Source organism: Musicola paradisiaca NCPPB 2511 (genome assembly GCF_000400505.1).
Classification (GTDB): Bacteria; Pseudomonadota; Gammaproteobacteria; order Enterobacterales; family Enterobacteriaceae; genus Musicola; species Musicola paradisiaca.
This window is the reverse complement of record NZ_CM001857.1, coordinates 3,372,342-3,394,749: the sequence shown is the minus strand read 5'-3', so window position 1 is coordinate 3,394,749 and position 22,408 is coordinate 3,372,342. Positions and strand designations below refer to the sequence as shown.

The 22,408-nt window shown below is 55.9% G+C and carries 16 protein-coding genes; 10 read left to right on the top strand and 6 right to left on the bottom strand.

Annotated features, from left to right (window positions below):
- Nucleotides 1–246: 246 nt before the first annotated feature.
- A complete protein-coding gene (locus DPA2511_RS15070) occupies nucleotides 247–894 on the top strand; it encodes a hypothetical protein (protein ID WP_015854611.1) in 648 nt (215 codons plus the stop codon).
- 803 nt (nucleotides 895–1,697) lie between these two features.
- Nucleotides 1,698–2,234 carry a GNAT family N-acetyltransferase gene (locus tag DPA2511_RS15065; protein ID WP_035049785.1) on the top strand — a complete coding sequence of 179 codons (537 nt, stop codon included), beginning with the start codon at nucleotides 1,698–1,700 and terminating at the stop codon, nucleotides 2,232–2,234.
- 73 nt (nucleotides 2,235–2,307) lie between these two features.
- Here DPA2511_RS15065 and DPA2511_RS15060 read toward each other — a convergent pair whose 3' ends face one another.
- Both DPA2511_RS15060 and DPA2511_RS15055 read right to left on the bottom strand, forming a co-directional pair.
- Nucleotides 2,308–3,585, bottom strand: coding sequence for an MFS transporter (locus DPA2511_RS15060; RefSeq protein ID WP_015854608.1), 1,278 nt, complete (start codon nucleotides 3,583–3,585; stop codon nucleotides 2,308–2,310).
- Complete coding sequence (locus tag DPA2511_RS15055; RefSeq protein WP_015854607.1) at nucleotides 3,582–5,009, bottom strand: M20 family metallopeptidase; 1,428 nt, start codon at nucleotides 5,007–5,009, stop codon at nucleotides 3,582–3,584. The genes DPA2511_RS15060 and DPA2511_RS15055 overlap by 4 nt, the downstream gene beginning before the upstream one ends.
- 140 nt (nucleotides 5,010–5,149) lie before the next feature.
- Here DPA2511_RS15055 and DPA2511_RS15050 point away from each other — a divergent pair, with 140 nt between their 5' ends.
- Nucleotides 5,150–6,079 carry a LysR family transcriptional regulator gene (locus tag DPA2511_RS15050; protein WP_015854606.1) on the top strand — a complete coding sequence of 310 codons (930 nt, stop codon included), beginning with the start codon at nucleotides 5,150–5,152 and terminating at the stop codon, nucleotides 6,077–6,079.
- 5 nt (nucleotides 6,080–6,084) lie between these two features.
- On the opposite strand, the gene DPA2511_RS15045 is transcribed toward DPA2511_RS15050, so the two are convergent.
- Nucleotides 6,085–6,756 (bottom strand): HAD family hydrolase, encoded by a 672-nt coding sequence (locus DPA2511_RS15045; protein ID WP_015854605.1) that lies wholly within the window; start codon nucleotides 6,754–6,756, stop codon nucleotides 6,085–6,087.
- Nucleotides 6,757–7,312: 556 nt separating this feature from the next.
- On the opposite strand from DPA2511_RS15045, the gene DPA2511_RS15040 reads away from it, so the two are divergent.
- From DPA2511_RS15040 to DPA2511_RS15015, 6 genes are all read left to right on the top strand, one after another.
- Complete coding sequence (locus DPA2511_RS15040; protein WP_015854604.1) at nucleotides 7,313–8,416, top strand: 5-methyltetrahydropteroyltriglutamate--homocysteine S-methyltransferase; 1,104 nt, start codon at nucleotides 7,313–7,315, stop codon at nucleotides 8,414–8,416.
- Between the two features lie 143 nt (nucleotides 8,417–8,559).
- On the top strand, nucleotides 8,560–10,221 hold the full coding sequence (locus tag DPA2511_RS15035; protein WP_015854603.1) for a multidrug ABC transporter permease/ATP-binding protein: 1,662 nt from the start codon (nucleotides 8,560–8,562) through the stop codon (nucleotides 10,219–10,221).
- 174 nt (nucleotides 10,222–10,395) lie between these two features.
- Nucleotides 10,396–11,442: a type II asparaginase gene (locus DPA2511_RS15030; protein WP_015854602.1), complete on the top strand. Its 1,047-nt coding sequence runs from the start codon at nucleotides 10,396–10,398 to the stop codon at nucleotides 11,440–11,442.
- 418 nt (nucleotides 11,443–11,860) lie between these two features.
- Nucleotides 11,861–12,382 (top strand): shikimate kinase AroL, encoded by a 522-nt coding sequence (gene aroL / locus DPA2511_RS15025; RefSeq protein ID WP_015854600.1) that lies wholly within the window; start codon nucleotides 11,861–11,863, stop codon nucleotides 12,380–12,382.
- Nucleotides 12,383–12,498: 116 nt separating this feature from the next.
- Nucleotides 12,499–12,783 carry a pyrimidine/purine nucleoside phosphorylase gene (ppnP, locus tag DPA2511_RS15020; RefSeq protein ID WP_015854599.1) on the top strand — a complete coding sequence of 95 codons (285 nt, stop codon included), beginning with the start codon at nucleotides 12,499–12,501 and terminating at the stop codon, nucleotides 12,781–12,783.
- A 539-nt stretch (nucleotides 12,784–13,322) separates the two neighbouring features.
- Nucleotides 13,323–15,113, top strand: coding sequence for a methyl-accepting chemotaxis protein (locus DPA2511_RS15015; RefSeq protein ID WP_015854598.1), 1,791 nt, complete (start codon nucleotides 13,323–13,325; stop codon nucleotides 15,111–15,113).
- A gap of 47 nt (nucleotides 15,114–15,160) precedes the next feature.
- Here the strand turns inward: DPA2511_RS15015 and rdgC are convergent, their stop codons facing one another.
- Nucleotides 15,161–16,072, bottom strand: a complete 912-nt coding sequence (gene rdgC / locus DPA2511_RS15010; protein ID WP_015854597.1) for a recombination-associated protein RdgC — start codon at nucleotides 16,070–16,072, stop codon at nucleotides 15,161–15,163.
- Between the two features lie 170 nt (nucleotides 16,073–16,242).
- On the opposite strand from rdgC, the gene mak reads away from it, so the two are divergent.
- Complete coding sequence (mak, locus tag DPA2511_RS15005; protein ID WP_015854596.1) at nucleotides 16,243–17,163, top strand: fructokinase; 921 nt, start codon at nucleotides 16,243–16,245, stop codon at nucleotides 17,161–17,163.
- Between the two features lie 42 nt (nucleotides 17,164–17,205).
- Here mak and DPA2511_RS15000 read toward each other — a convergent pair whose 3' ends face one another.
- Both DPA2511_RS15000 and sbcD read right to left on the bottom strand, forming a co-directional pair.
- On the bottom strand, nucleotides 17,206–20,889 hold the full coding sequence (locus DPA2511_RS15000) for an AAA family ATPase (protein ID WP_015854595.1): 3,684 nt from the start codon (nucleotides 20,887–20,889) through the stop codon (nucleotides 17,206–17,208).
- A complete protein-coding gene (sbcD, locus tag DPA2511_RS14995) occupies nucleotides 20,886–22,118 on the bottom strand; it encodes an exonuclease subunit SbcD (RefSeq protein WP_015854594.1) in 1,233 nt (410 codons plus the stop codon). Before sbcD ends, DPA2511_RS15000 begins: the two co-directional genes overlap by 4 nt.
- Nucleotides 22,119–22,408 lie beyond the last annotated feature (290 nt).

Below are 22,408 nucleotides of genomic sequence, written 5' to 3'. Positions count from 1 at the left end.
AAAAATGAAACAGCCGATATAGTTTACAAGAGAGTCTTTTTTGTCTGTTAGTCCCCTATTAAGCCAATAGTGCCGGGGATGATTTGAGGTGGTAAGCCGAAGTGATGGTGCTCTTTCGTTCATTGGCAGATGCCGCTGGTAAGAATAATTATTTTTCATTTCAATAAATTGGTGTGAATTAATTACGGTAACTCACTGGCATGAGAAAAGTGCCGGCGTTTTATGAATATAAAAAGGAGTTACATTGTGGCTATTCCAGACATTCAGACACAAAACGCGAACGTTGCGAATTTTCAGCCTAATCTCTCCACGGTGAGTGTGGTAAAGAATCCCAATGCCGTGGCGGCGGTCAGTGCGGGAAATAAAACTGATTCGTCGACGACGGGGGATAGTTCATCGGATTCTTTGCTGTCAAATAGCAGCACTAAAGTGACGTTATCCAGCGATGGTAAAAATCGTTCCGACTCAACCCAATATTCTGGCAGCAGTCAGGTATCCGACGAAAAAGCGGCAGAGAAAAAAGCGCAGGAAAATAAGGAAAAACAACAGCAACAACAGCAGCAACAGAAGGAATACGCGGTGGAGCGCTCTTTACGCATGAGCGGTATCCCGTTGTATGGCGGTTCCCTGGTCTCTGTTATTAATTATCCGGATGGCGAATCAGAAGTGTTTGATGCCTTTACCGGGAAACGTATGAGCGCTGAAGACATGATTTGGGTGGGTACGGAAAACTTCACCGATGCGGAAGAAGCATTTAGTTATTACAGCCAGGGGTTATATAACGGCATGTCAGCGGCGGAGGTTTATCAGCAAATTCAGCAAATGCTGGGTAAGGGCTCGGCGGAGATATCCTGGAATGTAATAGGTACCGCTGACTCATTAAATGAATTCTAATAATATGATGTAGTAAGCATTATTTTTTGACCTCTTACCTTAATCCCTGATGTTATGTCAGGCGCGTTTTCTTTATCTGAAAATCTTGTACTCCCTCCTGTTATTATCTGTTTTTAATTATAAAGAAACTATCTTGATATAAATAAACCATATTGATAGCGCCTTTATGTCTATACACGTCGTACTTTATGTTTCAGGTAGGCGATAGCCAGATTAATCTCCGGTCGCTTTTATTAAGCCAGCGGGTGGAGTAAGCGATGAAGGCGGCCAATGCCCCGGCAACTTGTGGTATGAAGTATATAAATCATTATGAGGGGATTAATCGTTTTTTATTCATTACGACGGATCCGTTTTGGAATAATTATGCAGTTTTTTAATAATGACGCAGCTAATGTAGCTGCATCTGGAATATGGTGAATATATACCCCAAATAATTCGAGTTGCAGGACAACACGCTCGCGTGTTGAACAACGCTACGCGTTGGCCCTTTAGGGCAAGGCTCGTAAGAGCCTTGTAACGCGGCAAGAGAGCGGATCCCGATGCGCTTACTCAGGTAAGTGATTCGGGTGAGCAAACGCCGCCAACACACCTGCAATGTGAAGTATGACGGGTATATCAATAAATGGCCGGCGTAAATGAAGCGCGTCGATGCATCTGCATTGCTGTTGTCAATGTGTGTATTGCGGATATGGATAAGTAACTCATATGACTCTCATTAAACCGGTGATTTAGGCTATTGGTCTGATACTTGTCCGGACGTTGTCGTGCGATGGCGTAACATGGACTGACACAAGGGAACGATTATGTCGTCGATTGTTATTGAAGAGGCGGGCGCTGAGCATATTGCGGCCATCCGTCAGATTTACCGTCACCATGTGCTGCATGGGATTGCGACTTTCGAAACCGAACCGCCAGATGAACAGGAAATGGCCCATCGAGTGGATAAGGTGCAGCAGGCGGGCTTACCGTGGCTGGTGGCTACAGAACATGGTCATGTGCTGGGATATTGCTATCTCTCCCCTTATCGTCCCCGCCACGCCTATCGTTTTACGCTGGAAGATTCTATCTATATCGCGCCGGAGCGCGCCGGGCGCGGTCTGGGCAAACGCTTGTTACAGGCGGCGTTCGAACGTGTCGGGCAGTTGGGGTATCGACAAGTGGTGGCGGTGATCGGTAATAGCGACAACCAGGCCTCGCTGGGGGTTCACCGGTCGCTGGGGATTGACATGGTGGGGACTCTGCGTTCCGTTGGTATGAAGCATGGCCGCTGGGTCGATACGGTTATCATGCAGCGAGCATTGGGCGAAGGGGATAACACGCTGCCGCCGGAAGGTCGATGAGTTTGACGGCGTCCGGGTGTGTTCGGACGCCGTCAAGCCGTCGTGACCTGGGGTCGGTTACGGCCTCGCGGTATCAGCGGTGTTGTTGCTGAGCCTTCCACAGGGCGAGTACGCTCAGGATCGAAACGATCATCAGGTAGTAGCTCGGCGCCAGGTTGCTGCCGGTGGAAGAAATCAACAAGGTGCAAATGAACGGCGCAAAGCCGCCGAAAACAGTGACCGCGACGTTATAGCTGATCGCCATACCGCTGGCGCGAGTCGATACCGGGAACAGATCCGCCATCATCGACGGCACCGTCGAGAAATAGACCGACTTGAGCAACGCCATCCAGCCCACCACCAGAATCAGCGAAAGTGCGGAAAGGTGCTGCGTCATCAACCAGAATGCCGGATAGATGGTGACGGCCAATAACAGCAGCGAGCTCCACATCAGCGGCAGACGCCCGATCTTCTCCGCCCACAGACCCATCAGCGGCGTGACTACCGTCAGGATGATGCCGGCAATCAGCGTGGCGCTGAACGCTGCGCTGGAAGGCAAGTGCAGTGTTTTGGTGGCGTAGGTGGGAACGTAGTTCAGCATGTAGTTGACGGCGGTCGAGATCACCATCAGACCGATCGCGGTAAAAAACAGTCCTTTCTGTTGCGTAAATAACGTTTTTACCGGCGCATGGTTTTTTTCCGCCTGTTCGAAGTTCGCCGGCTCATGGACATGGCGCCGAATGTATAACCCGACAGGGCCAATCAACAGGCCGAAGGCGAAAGGAATACGCCAACCCCATTCCTGAATCTGCGCTTCGCTCAACCATTGCGACAGACCGAGACCGAAGGCGGAGGCCATCAGGGTGCTGGCGCCCTGGGTGGCGAATTGCCAACTGGCGATAAAAGCGCGCCGCTCTGGAAAATGCTCCACCAGAAAGGCGGTTGAGCTGCCGAATTCGCCGCCGGCGGAAAAGCCCTGAATCAGACGCGCCAGCATCACCAGTATCGGCGCTGCTACGCCGATCGAAGCGTAAGACGGAATGAAGGTGATGATGGCGCCGCCCAGCAGCATCAGGCTGATGGACAACAGCAGAGATGCCTTGCGCCCGGCCCGGTCGGCGTAGGCGCCCAGCACGATGGCGCCCAACGGACGGATCAGGAACGACAGGCCAAAGCTGCCGAACGCCAGCAACAGAGACACCACCGGATCCTGCGTGGGAAAGAACGCCTTGGCGATATAACTGGCGAAAAAGCCGTATACGGCGATATCGAACCATTCCAGCGCGTTACCGATACAGGTAGCGAACAGCGTTTTGTACAAGCTCGGCCGTGCCGAAGTACGCGACTCCAGCGCAGTGGTCAGTGTATTCATGGGCGACCTCCCGCCGTGCGATGCGCATGGTGACGCGCCAGAATCTCGCAACCCTGTTCGCCAAATTCCCAAAACCATCGGGTCATGATCAACAGCCCTTCACGAGCGATATCCGCCAACATGTGTTCATCCACGGCGTGCTGGCCGCAGGCCGGGTAGGAGTGGGGAACCCAGAGCGTCGGCAGGCCCAGAATATCGGCGAACACTTCATTGGGCAGCGAACCGCCGAGATTGGGCAACAGCGCCGGTTTTTTCGCGCAACTTTGTTGCATCAAATCCAGCGTCCAGTCGACCAGCGGGTCGGTTGGGTCAAGCCGGGTGGCCGGCGTGCCGCGGACTTCGCTGATCACGACCTGACGGAAGCCGTGGGCGTCCAGGTGTTCGCGCAGGTGACGCTCCAGTTGCCGCCAGTCGGTACCGACCACAAAGCGTAACTGGCAAACAGCCGTGGCATGGCCGGGGATGGCGTTCATCGGGCGTTGTGGATTACCGGTCAGGAACGACAACACTTCCAGCGTATTCCAGCCAAACAGCCGTTCCGACGGCGACAGCCCGCTTTCGCCCCATTGCGGGTCGATGTCCGGGTCGCCGGCGTTGCCGCCGGGAGTGACGTCGCTCAGGATATCGCGCAGCGCCGGCGTCAGACACGGCGGTTTAAGTGCGGAGACTTGTAACTGACCATGTTGATTGACCAGGCTGGCAATGGCGTTAGCCAACTGAGTGCCGGGATTACTGAGCAATCCTCCCCAGTTGCCGGAGTGGTAGTCGCGGTCGCGGGCATGGAGGGTCAAGCGAAAATTGACGCAGCCGCGCGAGCCGAGAAACAGGGTCGGCCGCTCCGCGTTGAGCCGCGGGCCATCGGAAGCGAGGAACACGTCGGCTTTCAGCAGGTCGGCATATTCGCGACAGACGTCAGCCAGACCGGGGGAGCTGATCTCTTCCCCCATTTCAAAAATCCACTTGAAGTTAAAGCCCAGTTTGCCCTGCCGCGCCTGAAAGACTTGCTCCAGCGCCGCCAGATTGATGGTGTGCTGGCCTTTGTTGTCGGCGCTGCCGCGGCCGTACCAGCGGCCATCCTTTTCCACTAATTGCCAGGGCGAGAGCCCGTCGCTCCAGTTGTCGTCGTCGCCGAAAACGACGTCGCCGTGGCCGTAGCACAGCAACGTGGGCAACTGCGGATCCTCAATACGTGAAGCCAGCAGAAACGGGCGGTTGGCCGCTTGCGGGTTGTCGATTTTACGAAGGTCGAACCCCAACGCTTGCAACGCCGGTACGATTTCGTCGTCGAGATACTGCCGCAGGGCGTCATCGCGATCGTCGCGTTGACTTTCACTGGCGATGGCTACCCGGCGTGCCAGAACCTCTTTGAGTTTTCCACTGTTGAAATAGTCCAGCGCCTGCTGGACAACCTGTGTTGCGGTCATGTTGTGCCTGTATTGCTGTTGTTATGGTGCTTACAGGTCTAAACCATGCGTAGCGTTGCCACAATAATAATAATTGCAATCGATCTTTGCTTTTAATATAAGGCTTGAGTGCACAGAAACGAGGTAACGGCAGGGGCGTCATGCATAACAGTGAAATCAAATACTTTTTGGCGGTCGCCAATACCGGTTCGTTGAGCGCGGCGAGTCAGCAGTTGTTTGTGGCGGTATCGGCCATCAGCCGGCAGATTCAAAAGCTGGAGGAACGGATTGGCGCGCCGTTGTTTGAGCGCCATGCCCGCGGCATGGTCTTGACCGACGCCGGTCAGATTCTGGAAAACCATGTACGTAAAAGCATGATGGACATGGAATACGCCATCGCCGAAATCCAGGGGCTGAAAGCGGTTCGGCGCGCATTTCTGCGGATTGCCTGTACCGATGGCATGGCTTTCGATCTGCTGCCTAGCCTGTTGACCCGGTTTCGTCAGACCAATCCATCGGTGACATTCTTTTTGCAGGTGGGAACGGCAATGCAGGTGTCTGAAATGGTACGTAACGGCGAATGCGACGTGGCGTTCCAGTTCAGTCTGTCGCCGGAACGGAGCGTGGAGGTGCTGGCGTCCTATCCCGCTTCGGTCATGTTGCTGATGCGCCCGGAACATCCGCTGGCGCAGGAACAGGATATCCAGATGGCGGATTTGCAGGCTTTCCCTCTATTGCTGCCGCAGCAAGGCACCACGACCCGTCAACTGTTCGATCTCACCTGCCGGATGAGTGGGACGTTTCTGGAGCCGGTGCTGAGCTGCAACAACCTTTCTACCCTCTATTATTTCCTGTTGCAGACGCCGGATGCGGTGACGGCCTGTAGCCATTTCTCCGTGCTTTACCGGGCGAAGGCGGACGGGTTGATGTTGAAGCCGGTGCTGCGCAATCCGCTGACGCAACGTACATTGCAGATCCAGACCATGGCGGGCAAGCATCGTTCTGCGGCGCTCAACCATTTTATTGACTTCGTGACGGATGAACTTGGCCGGGAAAATGAACGGGTAATGGCGGATCTGTCGTTGTCGTAACCGCGTTAGTCTGGGTGGCGCGACGGCTGCCAGCGGCAGATGCGCCAGCCATGCTCTTGCGCCAGCGCGGCGAGTGTTTCATCCGGGTTGATAACGCTGGCGTGATCGACGAATTCCAGCAGCGCCCGATCATTAATCGAATCGCTGTAGCCGTGCGTGCGTTGGAACGGTGCGCCGGGTCGGCTTTCCAGCCATTCCTGAACGCGGGTGACTTTGCCTTGTCGGTAGGTCGGCGTGCCGTGAATAGCGCCGGTAAAACGTTGTGCGTCCAGGGTGACGCCGATCGCCAGCGCCAGATCCGCGTCAAGATGGCGCGCAATGGGAGCAACCAGATGCTCGCCGGAGGCGGAAATCACCACGATGACATCCCCCCGCTGCCGGTGCCAGGCCATGGCTTCTCTGGCTTGCGGGTAGACCCGCGGCAGAATTTCCTGACGAATAAAACGTTCGGCCCAGCCTGCCACTGTATCCGCCGCCACGCCTACCAGGGGGGACAGCGTCAGTTGCATGTACGCATCCATCGACATGGTGCCCTGATAATAGGCCTTCATCAGTTCGCGTTCCTGTTGCAGCAATGCAGGCGATGCGACGTCCTGCGCCACCAGCCAGCGTAACCATAGGCCGGTGCTGTCGGCGCAAATCAGGGTTTCATCCAAATCGAACAGGGCTAAATCCATCGGGCTCTCCGGGGCGATGTGTAGGGTTGAATCGTCATCTTGACGGGGCGTCAGCATAGTCGTCAATCATGACCGGCGTGTGATAAACCGGCCGGCCACCACTGCGGGTTTGCGAAAAGCCGGTGCCCGATGCGGCTCGTCATCATGTTGCGCATGCCGGCATGGCACGGAAAACAACAATGAATCGTCATTTACGGGTTGACGGGCATAACGAGTTAGATCATAACGATATCCGCAGACGAAAACGATTACCTTTCTCTGTTGGCCGGTGATTGTGTATTTCTGGTCAGAGGAGTCCGACATTTGCGGGAAGGTGTTGCCAGTCAGGTCTTTTAGGAAGTAAAAGATGGTCTGGGATACATAGCTGGCAAATAGTTTATGTGGATAATTTGTTGAGTGGCATTTGCATCATTATCAGTGTGTTGATGTTGTATGTATCTGAAAGCGACGAGCGCTCGCCTGGCGGGATGCGGCGCCGGTTTGAACCTGCGTCGTAGCAAAATAATAAATGCGCATGAGGCGCAGACAGTGGTTTGTTAACTAAAAGGACGCGTTGATGCAACGTACCATCAAAAAACCTTATCCTCCTTTTCATGCCGAGCATGTAGGCAGCTTTTTGCGGCCTAAGCGGCTGGTACAAGCCCGGCACGACTGGCGTAAGGGGTTGATTTCTCGCGACCGGTTAACCGAGATTGAAAATGAAGAAGTGCTGAACGTCGTGGCGCGTCAGAAAGCTTGTGGTCTGACGGTAATGACGGACGGCGAGTTGCGACGGAATGATTGGCACGTCGATTTTTTTGAGCACCTGCAAGGTATCGGTAAAAGCGCCGCCGAACCCGATGAGGAAGGCGCGCCGTATAGGGTTCGCATCAATGGTCGGTTGGATTTCGACGATGCTCACCCGTTTCTTGCCCACTATCGGTTTTTGCATCAGGCCGTCGGTGATGATCCCCGTATGCTGGCCAAGCAGACGCTGCCGAGCCCCAATATGCTGATGTACCCTTTTATCCGACGGAATATGTTCTATTCATCGTTGGACATGTTCAGTGATGATTTAGCCGAGGTTTATCGCAAAGCCATCCGGGCGTTTTACCAACAAGGGTGCCGTTATCTGCAACTGGATGATCTGTTCTGGCATTGCCTGTGCGACGAGAACATGATGGCGCGGGAAAGCGAGCCCGGGATGACGTCGGAAAAATTACTGGCGTTGTGCACCAGCATCTTGAATCGGGCGCTGGAACAGCGTCCGGATGATATGTATATCAGCCTGCATCTGTGCCGCAGCCGTTGTTCCGTGCGGCATGCTGGCGATGCCCGGCTGGACGCGGTGGGCCATGCCATGGCGAACGTCAACGTGGATAGTTTGTTTCTTGATTACGATGACAGCCGCCCCGCTGGGTTGGAGCCACTGCGCCAGGTGCACCGGCAAAAGGTGGTGCTTGGCCTGGTGGATCCTCATGACAGCATGCTGGAGGAGCCGTGCACCATCAAACGGGCGATTAATACCGCTTCGTTATATGTCCCGCTGCAACAACTGGCCATCAGCCCCAAATGCGGATTCGGCCACGTCAACGGTCAGCATATGACGGAGGAACAGCAGTGGGACAAATTGCGCCATATCGTGAGTATTGCCCGTCAGGTCTGGACCATCCCCGATTAAACGACGCCATTCGGGGGTAGATAGCCTGGCTTTCTGCGCCCGTTTCGCGTATTTCCTCCGCCTCTCGAGGTGAGAATAATTCTTGATATCGCTTTCCCGCTTATTAAACTGGCTGCGCCTTTTATCGCGGAGAGTCATCAGTTATGGAATTACTTCACCTGGTCTACCGGCAGTATCGCTGGCCGTTTATGGCGGTTATCGCGCTCAGTCTTGCCAGTGCGGCGCTGGGGATCGGTTTAATCGCCTTTATCAACCGGCAACTGATCGAGACGGTGAACCCCTCGCTGCAGGTTCTGCCTGGTTTTATCGGTCTATTGCTCCTGCTGATGGCGGTAACGCTGGCTTCGCAACTGGCGCTGACCACGCTCGGCCACCATTTTATCTACCGCCTGCGCGGCGAGCTGATCAAACGTATTTTGGATACCGGGCTGGAGCGTTTGCAGCAAATCGGCCCGGCGCAGTTGCAGGCCAGTTTAGCCAATGATATCCACACCATTACGTTTGCTTTCGTGCGTTTGCCGGAGCTGCTGCAAGGGGTGATTCTGACGCTGGGGTCGGCGTTGTACCTGGCCTGGCTGTCGCCCCGGATGATGTTGGCGACGTCGGTCTGGATCATCGTCACTATCTGGGGCGGCTATCTGCTGGTGGCGAGGGTCTATCGCCATATCAGTCGGGTACGCGAAGAGGAAAATCGGTTGCATGAAGATTACCGGCGGGTGATTGAAGGGGGAAAAGAGCTGACGCTCAATCGCGACCGGGCAAAGCGCCTGTATGAACGAGACTATCAGCGTCATGCCCTCGATTACCGCCACCATATTATCCGTGCCGATACCTATCACCTCAGTGCCATCAATTGGGCCAATATCATGATGCTGGGGGCGATTGGCGCCGTGTTTTTCATGGCGAATCGCCTTTCCTGGGCGGATAACGCAGTCGCCGCCACCTACTCTCTGGTGTTGCTGTTTTTACGCACGCCGTTGTTGCAAGCGGTCGGTGCGTTTCCCACGCTGGCTAGCGCACAGGTCGCGTTCGCAACGTTGCGGCGGCTCAAATTGGTGGATTTCAGCGCCGGTTTTGCCGAGACCGCTGCGCCGCAGGGGTGGCAGACGCTTGAGTTGCGAAATGTCCGCTTTCGTTATGGCGAGCGCGGGTTTGACGTCGGCCCGGTCAATCTGACGATACGGCGTGGTGAGCTGATCTTTCTTATCGGCGGCAATGGCAGCGGAAAATCTACGCTGGCGATGTTGCTGACCGGGCTTTATATCCCGGTCTCCGGCGACATTCTGGTGGATAGCCAGCCTGTGGCGCCGGCGCATTATCAGGCGCTGTTCTCTGCGGTATTCACCGATTTTCATCTGTTTGATTACCTGATGGGCCCGCAAGGCGGCGAGCCGGATAACCAACTGCTGGCCGACTGGCTGGAGCGCCTGGATATGCGCCGTAAACTGGATATTGCCGATTTTCAGGTTCGCAATTTGTCGTTGTCCCAGGGGCAACGCAAGCGTGTGGCTTTGTTGCTGGCGGTGGCAGAGCAGCGGGACATTCTGCTGTTGGATGAATGGGCCGCCGATCAGGATCCCCAATTCCGGCGTGTGTTCTATCAGATGTTATTGCCACAGTTACGGGCGGAGGGAAAAACCATTATTGCCATCAGCCATGACGATCACTATTTCGAGCAGGCCGACCGGTTGCTGGAGATGCGCGCCGGTACGCTCACGGAGCTGACCGGTGATGCGCGGTTGGACGCCAGCCGTGATGCTATTGCGCGTGTAAACCAGAGTCGGATGATTTCATCCATTCAGTGACGGGATTCGCTAGATTGCCATCCTCGGATATACAGCCATCCACACTTACTGCAAGATAGGTGCCGATGTCGGCTCTGTGTCGGTATCAAGGATTATTTTCCAATAAAAGCGGGCAGACAGGTGTAAATATCTTGTTTGCCGTCCTAAACCCGAATAATAAGAAGGGAGTCTGTTATGGAAAGATGGCTCAAACCTTTCCTGTTTTTCATTTTTTGTGTGGTATTCACGGCCAATGCAGCGGAGAGGCTGCCGAACATCGTCATTCTGGCGACCGGCGGCACCATCGCCGGGTCTGCCGCCGCCAACACGCAAACGACCGGTTACAAGGCAGGTGCGCTGGGGGTGGATACTCTGATTAAAGCGGTGCCGGAATTGACGGCGATTGCCAACGTCAAAGGCGAGCAGTTTGCCAATATCGCCAGCGAGAATATGACCGGCGATCTGGTGCTCCGACTGAGCCAGCGTGTTAACGCGCTGCTGGCGCAGAATGATGTGGATGGCGTGGTCATTACGCATGGAACGGATACAGTGGAGGAGTCGGCTTATTTTCTTCATTTAACGGTAAAGAGCGATAAGCCGGTGGTGTTTGCCGCCGCCATGCGTCCGGCGACAGCCATCAGTGCCGATGGGCCGATGAATCTGCTGACTGCGGTGCGGGCGGCCGGCGATAGTCAGTCTCGCGGACGCGGTGTGATGGTGGTGCTGAACGATCGTATCGGTTCTGCGCGCTATATCACCAAGACCAACGCTTCTACGCTGGACACGTTTCGCGCCACCGAAGAAGGCTATCTGGGTGTTGCGATCGGCAATCGCATTTACTACCAGAACCGTATCGACAAGCTGCATACCACGCATTCGGTGTTTGACGTGAGCGGCCTGAAAACCCTGCCGAAAGTCGACATCATCTATGGGTATCAGGATGACCCTGAATACCTGTATGACGCGGCGATCAGTCATGGCGTCAAGGGCATCGTGTATGCCGGTATGGGCGCTGGGTCTGTATCGGTACGGGGGGAAGCCGGTATGCGCAACGCTGAAAAACAGGGCGTGATTGTGGTTCGCTCAAGCCGCACGGGCAATGGCATTGTGCCGCCGGACGACGCATTACCTGGGCTGACGGCCGATTCGCTTAATCCGGCTCATGCCCGCATCCTGTTGATGCTGGCCCTGACTCGCACGACGGCGCCTGCGGAGATTCAGCAGTATTTTCATCGCTACTGATTTCGTCTCGTTGTATTTCTGACCCTGCCGGGAAGCTGCCGACGACGGCGGTTTCCCGGCTGTAGCGAAGAGTCAGGTGTCTGGCCTCTGTCCGCATCGCGGGTTGTTGTTTCCCTACAATGTTGCTTCCCCACGATGTCGTTCCCCTCGATGTGCCCTGTCGTGTCGGGGTATCTCGCTCCATACTGTTTCCCTTGCCGTTTGCGGCTAGATTGGCCGAGCTTACGCCGAACAACGGAAAATTGTGCTGCATATTGCTGGAATCATGGCGCGAAGTGGCTTTCCTCGGCCAGCCGGAGCCAGAAGCTTCCTTAATGGCAATTTTTGCCTGTATGATTCTGCTCTTGGTGCGTCAGGTTGTGCCTGCTGCGTGGGTCGTGGCGGTACGCCTGGGAAATAAAGAAGGATACGTCGTTACATGACACAACCCATTTTCATGGTTGGTGCCAGAGGGTGCGGAAAAACCACTGTCGGCGGCAAGCTGGCGCAAGCGCTGGGTTATGAGTTTGTCGACACCGATATTTTTATGCAGGAAACCAGCGGCATGACGGTGGCGGATGTCGTGACTTCGGAAGGATGGCCCGGGTTTCGCCGTCGTGAAAGCGAAGCGTTGCAACGGGTGAGCCGGCCGAATCGGGTTATTGCGACCGGCGGCGGTATGGTGTTGCTGGAGCAGAACCGCCGTTTCATGCATGACGAGGGGACAGTGATTTATCTGCTAGCGCCCGTTGCGGAGTTGGCCCATCGCCTGGAGGCTAGTCCCGAGGCACATCAGCGTCCGACGCTGACCGGGCGTCCGATCTCGGAAGAGGTCGCCGCCGTGCTGGCTGAGCGCGAGGCGCTGTATCAGGCCGTGGCGCATCATGTGGTCGACGCGACTCGTTCCCCGCAAATGATCGTGACCGAACTGCTGCAATGGCTGCGTCAGCCTGCCGCATGATGTGGCGATGTGGCGATGTGGCGATGTGGCGATGTGGCGATGTGTCGATGTGTCGGTGTTTTGGCGTGTGCTCGACGATAATTGACGGATTTTTTAGACAGAAAGGGTTGTACGTTATGCTGAATGTAAATGAATATTTTTCAGGTAAAGTAAAGTCTATCGGTTTTGACGGCAGCAGTATCGGCCGCGCCAGCGTAGGGGTAATGGAAGCCGGCGAGTATACGTTTGGCACGGCTCAGGCCGAAGAGATGACGGTCGTCAGCGGCTCGCTGACAGTCCTGCTGCCGGGCGCCAGCGAGTGGCAGGTATTTGGGCCGGGCGCGGTTTTCAATGTGCCTGAAAACAGTAAGTTCGATCTGAAAGTCGCGGAACCCACCTCTTACCTCTGCCGTTATCTGTAATACCGTCTGACGGCGTCCCTAGGTTGCCCGCCGGGGGACGCCGCCGGATCCTTTCCTGACTCGTGTTTCACCATGCCTTGTTTGGGCTTAACGTCATTAACCTGGTCGTGCCTCTATTATTTAAGACCGGCAGCGATGTAAATAATGGTGGAATATCGTTGAGTGAGTCATTTTGTTTATTTCATCCCGTAATTATTTTTACACGATAATCATTCAGTCGAAACAGGGTAACGTTTTCTCTTCGAGCAATCCTGCAGACGACTGATCTTAATTATTTTCAGTCTGAAATAATCGCTTGTTATTCTGTATCAATAATTTTTTCTTATTTCTTTATTTTAAAGATAACGCTGTAAATCTGAGGAAAGTCGTTGTATTTTCTGTCTGCTTATTTGCATTTTTACGATGGTTTAGGGCTATCTCCTCGTTACAGGTAGTGGATATAACTGTATGTCGCTCCCTGGACAATGGGATACACCTCAAGGATAGAACAACCGTCAATATATCTTGTTTCAACATAGTACAAATAATAAGTGGTTATTATGCTTAAGACGACTCGCGCACGAATACTGGCGGTATGCACCAGTATCATTATTTTCTCTTTGATAATTAATACCTTCTTCAACTATCGAGTAACAGATAAATATAACGATGAATCCATTGATAATCTGTTGGCTGCAGTCACTTCCAGCCACAGTCTAGCCATCAGTGATTGGGTGGCGGCGAAGAAACAGATGATCTCCTCTCTGAATCAGGCGGTATTGACCAACGATGATCCTATCCCCGTGTTTAAACAGATGGCTGCCGCCGGCAATTTCATCAATGTTTACATGGGTTACGCCAATCATACGGCCAAATTTTCCGACCCCGGCGGCATTCCCGCCAATTATGACCCCACTGTCCGTCCGTGGTACCAGCAGGCGGTGCGTGAAGGTAAACCTATCGCGACCGCGCCGTATCTGGATATGGCTACCAATACCATTGTGGTGTCGTTTGTCGCTCCCGTGCTGGACGGCGGCCAGACGAAAGGGGTACTGGGCAGCGATGTGACCATGGAAAGCGTGATCGCCAACGTGAAGGCGATTCATCCAACGCCTGCAAGTTACGGGTTGTTGGTGCAGGCCGACGGCACCATTATCGCGCACCCGGATGCCTCTCTGACGCTGAAAAAATTTTCCGGCATCGCTCCGGATATCGATCTGCCGGCGGTGCTGAAATCCGAACACCCGCGCAGCCAGGTCATCAGCGGGCGCGATATGCTGGTTCGGGCGCAACAGGTAAAAGGTACGGACTGGTATGTGCTGGTGGCGCTGGACAAGTCCGACGCGACGGCGGGTATGCGTTCTTTGCTGTGGACCTCCGTGGTGACGCTGATCATTATCGCATTGCTGGGGTCGGCGATTGTCGGGACGTTGATCAACGCATCGCTCAAGCGACTGATGCAGATTCGTGATGCGATGGACGATATCAGCCATGGTACTAACGATCTAACCCATCGTCTGCCGGATGAAGGGCATGACGAAGTGGCGCAGATCGCTCGCTCCTTCAATACCTTCATCGACAAGCTCAGCATGATCATGCTGCAGATCCGCGACATCAGCACCTCGCTGCAGTCGGCGACCGGTGAAATCGCTTCCGGTAATAACGACTTGTCGTCCCGAACCGAAGCAGCGGCTGCCAGTCTGCAACAGACGGCCGCCGCGCTGGAGGAAATTTCCGCGACGGTAACGCAATCGGCCGGCGCGGCGCGCCAGGTGAATGATCGGGCGTTGGCGCTGGCGGATGATGCCGGCGCGGGCGGCAAAGTGGTTGCCGAAGTGGTGGTGACGATGGAGGAGATCGAGGTCGCCTCCGGCAAGATCGGCGATATCATCGGCGTTATTGATGGCATTGCGTTCCAGACCAATATTCTGGCGTTGAATGCTGCGGTGGAAGCCGCGCGTGCCGGCGAACAAGGGCGTGGGTTCGCTGTGGTGGCGGGCGAAGTACGCGCGCTGGCGCAGCGTAGCGCTCAGGCGGCGCGAGAAATCAAGGAACTGATCGAATCTACGGTTGAGAGCGTGAGCGCGGGTTCCCAGCAGGTGCGTCAGGCCGGCAACACCATGCATGAAATCGTGACCGGGGTATCAACGGTGACGTCGGTGATGTCGGAGATTACCCATGCTTCGGAAGAGCAGATGCGCGGTATTCAGGAGATCAACAAGGCGGTGGCGCAGTTGGATTCCATGGTGCAGCAGAACGCGGCGTTGGTGCAGGAATCCGCTTCTGCCTTCGCTTCGCTGCAAGAACAAACGGAAGAGCTGCACTCGTCAATCGGCCACTTCAAGCTGTAATCCGCGAGCGTGTCGCCATCAGGCGGCACGCTCTAGGTTTTGGCAGGTCAGCGTTGTGCTTCTCCGCCCAACGCCTCAGTCAGGTTGGCGATCAACGCCGCCAGTTCACCGGTCATCAGTGAAAAATCGGCATCAAATCGCTGGGCGACGTCTTCGCGATCGATATCGTCGTTTTGTTCTTTCAGTACCTCGGCGAATTTTAGCCGCTTAAGCGAACCATCGTCCGCCAGAACCAGTTGCACCCGTTCCTGCCAGTCCAGCGCCAGTTTCGTCACCATTTTGCCGGCTTCAATGTGGGTGGCGATTTCGTCGCTAACCAGCGCCTGCTTTTTGCAACGGATGACGCCGCCGTCTTCCAGCAGCGCTTTCAGTTCGGCTTCATCCTGCAAGGCAAAGCCGGCGGGTGTGTCGCCGGAGCGAACCCACTCGGTCAGCGTCAGTTCGATCGGGTTTTCCATGGTGAGCGGAACGACCGGCAGCGATCCTAACGTCTTACGCAGCAACGCCAGCGTATCTTCGGCTTTTTTAGCACTGGCGGAATCCACCATAATCAGGCCGCTCTGGGTATCGATCCACAACCAGACCTGGCTGAAACGGCTGAAAGCGCGCGGCAGCAAACTGTGAACGATTTCGTCTTTCAGCGCGTCCTTCTCGGTTTTTTTCAGTTTGCGATGCTGTTCGCCTTCCAGTTTTTCTATCTTCGCCTGCAGCGCCTGCTTGATGACCGGCGAGGGCAGCATCTTTTCTTCCTTGCGTGCGCAGATCAGGATCTGCCCGTTGACGACATTGGTTAATGCGTTGCCATGTGCTCCCATGGGGGAGACCCAACCGGTTTTGGCCATGTCCTGACTGCCGCATGGGGTGAAGGCGAAGGTGGCCAGTTGGGATTCCATGGCGTCCGCCGAGAGGCTGATATCGCGGCTCAGGCGATAAATCATCAAATTTTTAAACCACAGCATTGTGTTGTTCCTGACTGGCGCACGGCGCTGTGCGCGCTATTATCGGCCGGGCCGGGATACGGGCGCGTCGCCATGCGCGATATTGTTGGCAGCGGGCATCATAACGAATTGTCGCAGGTGAAGTTAAGATAAAATCAGGAATGCGGCCAAAGCGAATAACAGGAGAGCGTGTGCGGATAGGTATTGATTTGGGCGGCACCAAAACGGAAGTGGTGGCGTTGGCGGATGATGGGAGTGTGGCGTTTCGGCACCGGGTAGCGACGCCGCGCGACGATTACCGGCGGACGTTGACCACCATTGCGGATCTGGTCGTCGCCGCGGAACGCGCTGTCGGCGCGTCATGCAGCGTGGGCGTTGGTATTCCAGGCACCTTGTCGCCGGTGACTGGGCGGGTCAAAAATGCCAACTCCGTTTGGCTGAATGGGCAGCCATTGGATCAGGATTTATCGGCCTTGCTGGCGCGCCCGGTGCGGGTGGCCAACGACGCCAACTGCCTGGCGGTATCCGAAGCGGTGGATGGCGCTGCGGCGGGTGCCGCGGTGGTATTTGCCGTGATTATCGGCACCGGGTGCGGGGCAGGGGTTGCGATTGACGGTCAGGTTCATGCCGGTATGAATGGCATCGCCGGTGAATGGGGGCATAATCCGCTGCCCTGGATGGATGACGAGGAGTGGCGTTATCAACAGGACGTTCCCTGTTATTGCGGCCGACGCGGGTGTATTGAGACCTTTATTTCCGGCACCGGGTTCGGCATTGACTATGCGCGTCTTAGCGGCAGGACGCGGCGGGGCGAAGAGATCGTGCAACTGGCTGCCCAGGGCGACGCCCCGGCGGAGCTGGCGTTGCAGCATTATGAGCGTCGTCTGGCGCGCGCATTGGCGCATGTCGTTAACATTCTGGATCCGGATGTGATCGTGCTGGGCGGCGGGATGAGCAATATCGCCCGCTGGTACGAGACGGTGCCCGCGTTGCTGGCCGGATGGGCGTTCGGCGGGGAATGCAGTACGCCGATCCGTCGGGCGCTGCATGGCGATTCCAGCGGCGTGCGCGGCGCTGCCTGGCTGTGGCCGCAAAATGAGTCGAATACCTGATGGAGGAACGGGCCGTGAGCGTAGCGCCTCGGCCCGTCGCCTTTATTTCACTGCGTACTCGCTATCCAACTGGCTGATGCCGAGCCCGTTGCGTTTCCTCACCCGAATTTGCACCTGAATCCGTTCCTTCATGGCTTCCACATGGCTGATAACGCCAATGGTTTTACCGGAGGCGTTGAGGTTGTCGAGCACGTCCAGCGCGGTATCCAGCGTCTCTTCGTCCAGCGTGCCGAATCCTTCGTCCAGGAATAGCGAGTCGATACGGGTTTTATTGCTAACCAGATCGGACAATGCCAGCGCCAGCGCCAGACTGACCAGAAAGCTTTCGCCACCGGAGAGCGTGCGGGTGTCGCGCACTGCATCCGCCTGCCAGGTATCCGCCACTTGCAATTCCAGCGTATCGGCGGCTTTGCGTTGCAGCAGATACCGGCCGTGCAGTCTGGATAACTGACGGTTGGCCAGATACACCAGATGATCCAGCGTGAGCCCTTGAGCGAACCGGCGAAACTTGTCGCCACGCTGTGAACCGATCAATTGGTTGAGGCAACCCCAGTCTTCGCTGCGCTGGCGGCTGCGTTCTACCTCGTTCAGCAGGGCTTGCTGTTTATCACGCAGTTGCTGATCGCCGGCGAGCTGTTGGCGTAGCTCGCCCTGATGCCGCACCTCGTTTTTCAGCATATCCCCCAATCCTGCCAGCAACTGGTGGATATCGTGGTGACTGATGCCCTCCGGCATGGACGCCGGCTTGTTCTGCAGGTGATGATCCAGCGTGTTTTCCGCCTGTTGATGCACGCTTTCCACTTGCTGCTGGCGTTGATTGAGGCGTTCTTTCAACATCATTAATTGGTGGCGTGTAGACTCATCCAGTAATGCCTGGCGGAAATCCGCCTCGTCCTGAAATTCGGTTTCCCGCAGTGCGGCGCCGAATTGTTCCGTCGCGGCGTTGAGTGCATCGTCGGCGCGTTGGTGCTGCTGTTCCAGACTGCCCAACTCCCCGTTCAGGTGGCTGATATGCGATTGGCTGTTTTGCCACTGGATTTGTGCCTGTTGATTTTCCCGCTCCAGCAGTTGGCTGCGTTGACGCAGTTCAGTCAGCGTTTCATTGACCACCTTGTTACCGAACCATTGCCAGCGTTGCTGCTGAGCCTGTTCCAGCGAGCGCTGGAGTTCGGCCAGTTGCTGATGCTGACTTTTGATAGCCAGGTTGGTTTCCTCTCGTTGACGCTGACTGCTTTCAATGTCAGCGCTGACGGCGGAAAGATAGGGCTGTTTCTGGTGATGTTCGTGCTCATTTTCCTGCCAGCGTAGCCACTCCAACTGACGTTGACGCAGCCAGTCGTCCTGTTGTGTCAATTCGGGCGCGGACAGGCCGAAACCCTCCAACGTCTGGCTGATGGCCTGATGCAGGCGCTGCAATTCCTGTGTGATCTTCTCCAGTGTTTGCTGCAGTTCCGACTGGGCCAGCGTCAGTGCATCCCGTTGCTGCTGGTTGAGCGCCAGCTGCTGCTCGGTCTGTTGCAGTAACTGGCTGGCTGAGGTCAGTAAATCCTTACTTTCCTGAATTTGCCGTGATTGACGTTCCCGGTCGGCGATGTGCGCTTGTAAGGATTGTTCCTGTTCCTCGCAGGACGTCAGCCATTGCGTCAATCGCTCCAGTTGCTGCGGATCGAAATCGATAAGTAAGTGTTTACTCAGCGCGACACACTGCTGTTCCAGCGCGGATAAATCCTGCTGCACGCTATCCAGCGCGTTTTGCTGCTGTTGGCGCTGATGCTGCAACAGGTTGATCTGGGTATCGGTCTGTACCACCGTAGCGCGCAGGGTTTCCACCTCCTGACGCAGCGTCTGCAACCGGATTTGGGTTTCGGAAGGGCGCAGCGCCTGATAGCGCTCCACGGCGGGGTGGTGAGTCGAGCCGCACAGCGGGCACTCTTTACCGAGCTGCAGTTGTTGGCGCTCACTCTCCAGGCTGACGATGTGTTGTTCCAGTTCGTAACGTTTTTCCAGATCGCGCAGATGTTCGGCCTGACGCTGGTAATCCAGCCGTTGGCGTACCTGCGCGTCTTCCAATTGCTCCAACTGTTGGCGGGAACCCAACCGCTGCGTTTCCAGCAGTGTGCGTTGACTGAGCAGGCGTTGCAGCACCGCCGCACTGGTGGCCAGTTGCTGCCGATCATGGCGTTGGGCGACGTTGCGGGCCAATTGCTGCTGTAGATCCGATATCGGCAGCGCGGCTTCCTGTTGTTCATAATGCTGCTGTTGTTCGGCGAGACGCTGCCGGGCGCGCTCCTGGGCGTCGGACTGGGCCTGTTGCTGTTCCGACAGCGTCTGTCGCTGTTGTTCCAGATATTCGGCCTGCACCTGTTGCTGGTTCGCTTTTTCCTGCTGGATTTGCCGATCCTGCTGCCATTTTTGCTGCTGGGGGAATTGGGCCTGCCAGAGCGGAATATGGCTGCCCCAGTGTTGGTGGATGGCGTTTTGCTGCCGGTAGGCGTCGATATCCTCCAGCCGGAGACGGGTTGCCTGCTGTTGTCGCTGCAGGTTATCCAATGACGCGATCAGGTTTTTTTGTCGCTCGTTTAACTGATCCAGCGTTTGTTGTCGTTGAGCGCGCAGCGCCTGCTGGGTAGCAATATGTTGATCCAGCGGCAGAATGCGTTCGTTGACCAGATCTTCCTGCTGTTGCCGGTGTTCGGCATGTGCTTTCTGGTCGGACAGCGTTTTTTCCGCCTGCGTTTTGAGCAGTTTCAGCGCGGTTTGATACTGGCCGATTTGCTGTTTGACGCTGGTGATTTGCCGGGTCAACAGGCTTTTCTCGCGGGCGCAGCGTTCCCGTTCGTTGTACAACGGGCGCAGTTTTTCAGCCGGTTCGCTACGCGCCAGACGATCCATCTGCGGTTGGGATTGGATCAGCGCGATATCCAGCGCGGAACGCTGTTGTACGCTAGTCGCCAGCGCCTCCTGATAGTGCTGGAGCTGCTCGTACCACCGCTGATGCGCCAGAATTTCATCGCGCTGCAGCGCCAGATCGTTTTCCTGTTGCTGTAAGACGGCCAACTGTTGTTCCAGCGATGTGCGCTGTTCGTCGCTCATCAATTCAATGGTTGCGACCTGCGCCTGTAGTGTTTCCAGCCTGGCCTGCGACTGTTTGTGCTTTTCAAACACCTGTTCGGATATTTGACCGTAGATATCGGTACCGGTCAGTTCCTCCAATAACTCGGCACGTTCGTTGGCGTCTGCATTCAGGAAGGCCGCGAACTGGCCTTGCGACAGCATCATGGATTTGGTGAAACGGCCAAAATCAAGCCCGGTGATATCGGCGATCAGCGCCAATTTGTCGTTGACGCGATCGGTGAGGATTTTGCCGTCGGCGCAGCGTGCCAGCTCGACTCTGGGCGGTTGCAGATTGCCTTCCGGGTTGTCGTGCGCCCGGCGCTGGCTCCAGAAGGCGCGGTAGGCGGTTCCCTGCACCTCGAATTCTACCTCGGCCAGACATTCCGCCGTGTGGCGGGTCATCACCTCGTTCTGGCTGGGGCTGACCTTCAGCCGGGGTGTCTGGTGATACAGCGCCAGACAGATAGCATCAAGCAACGTGGTTTTTCCGGCGCCGGTCGGGCCGGTGATGGCAAACAAGCTGTTATTGACGAAAGGCGCGCGGGCGAAATCGATTTTCCATTCGCCCTGTAGCGAATTCAGGTTTTTCAGGCGCAGACTGAGTATTTTCATGCCGATGTCTCCTGACGCTGTTCTTCCACTTCCTGTAGTACCTGACTGAACAGGCCCCGTAGCCGTTGCCGACGTTCCTCCTCCAGTTCCGGCTCCAGCGCCAGGCGCCGCTCGAACACCTCGACCGGTTGCAGTTCTTCCAGCGTTTCCTTTTCCTGCTGCATCAACATCTGTAAATGCTGTTCCCGGGCGCGGCGCAGCAACAGGATTTCCACATGCAGGTTTTCCGTCATGTGCTGTATCTGCTGTTGGATGTCGTTGAGGTAATCCTGCGTGGCGATTTCGATATCCAGCCACACCGGTTTCTCGCCCTGATAGTCGCGAAACCCATTCAGCCGACGTTCGATTTCCGCCAGGTTGCCTTTGACCAACTGCATCGGTTGGGTGACGGGCGTTTCCAGCGCGACGATGTCGTGTAGCCCGTCGTTATCGAGCTCCACCAGAAAGACGGATTTTTCGTGATTCAGCTCGTCAAAACTGAGGGGGATCGGTGAGCCGCTGTAACGGATATGCTCACTTTGCGCCACCCGCTGCGGGCGGTGAATGTGCCCGAGGGCGATGTAATCCGCCGGAGGAAACGCCTGGGCGGGAAACGCATCCAGCGTACCGATATAGATGTCGCGCACGGACTCGGTGGTGGTCACGCCGACGGTGGTGAGGTGGCCGGTCAATACAATCGGCAATGCGCAGGCCAGTTCGTCCCGCCGCTGACAGGCCAAGTCGTAACACTGCTGATAATGACGGGCGATGGCGTCCTGCAACGCCTGCTGTTTTTCTCCGGCCGATTGCCCGGCCTGGCTGAATAGTACATCGCGTGGGCGTAGATAGGGTACTGCGCACAGCAGCGCACCGGGCTCGCCCTGACGGTTTTTAAGCAACAGCACCTGTTGGTGATAGTCGCCTTCGAAACCGGCGACGACCTGCGTGTTGAGGCAAGCCAGTAACGAGCGGGATTCGTTGAGCGTCGCCACCGAATCGTGGTTGCCCGCCATCACCACCAGTTGACAGCCGGTGCGTTGCAAGTCAACCACAAAGCGGTTGTACATTTCCCGGGCGTAGCTGGGCGGCGTGCCGTTATCAAACACGTCGCCTGCGACTATTACTGCATCAACATGGTGTTCTTCGGTTTGTTGCACCAGCCAGTTCAGGAATGCCTGATGTTCGGGGGCCCGGCTTCGGGTATAAAAGTACTGGCCGAGGTGCCAGTCTGACGTATGAATAATTCGCATGGAATTCCCTGCAGGTGCGTGCAACCGATATCGTCTGTTTGTTTCTGCCCCGTTCGCGGCACGGCCCCAGGCTGGGGCAATCGCCAGCACATCCTGCGAAGAAGAGGGCTCTGCACTGTTATCATCGGCGATTATAAGCATGCGGTTTAGGCTGTGTCCGAAATTAATCTTGTACGGTGGGGCGGGGGCGGAGTAGGTTGAGGGAGCCATTTAGGGGAAAACGCTGTGCGGGCGGCTTTTCATAAATCTGTCATAAAACTGACGCATAATGCACACCGCATGCTAACCGT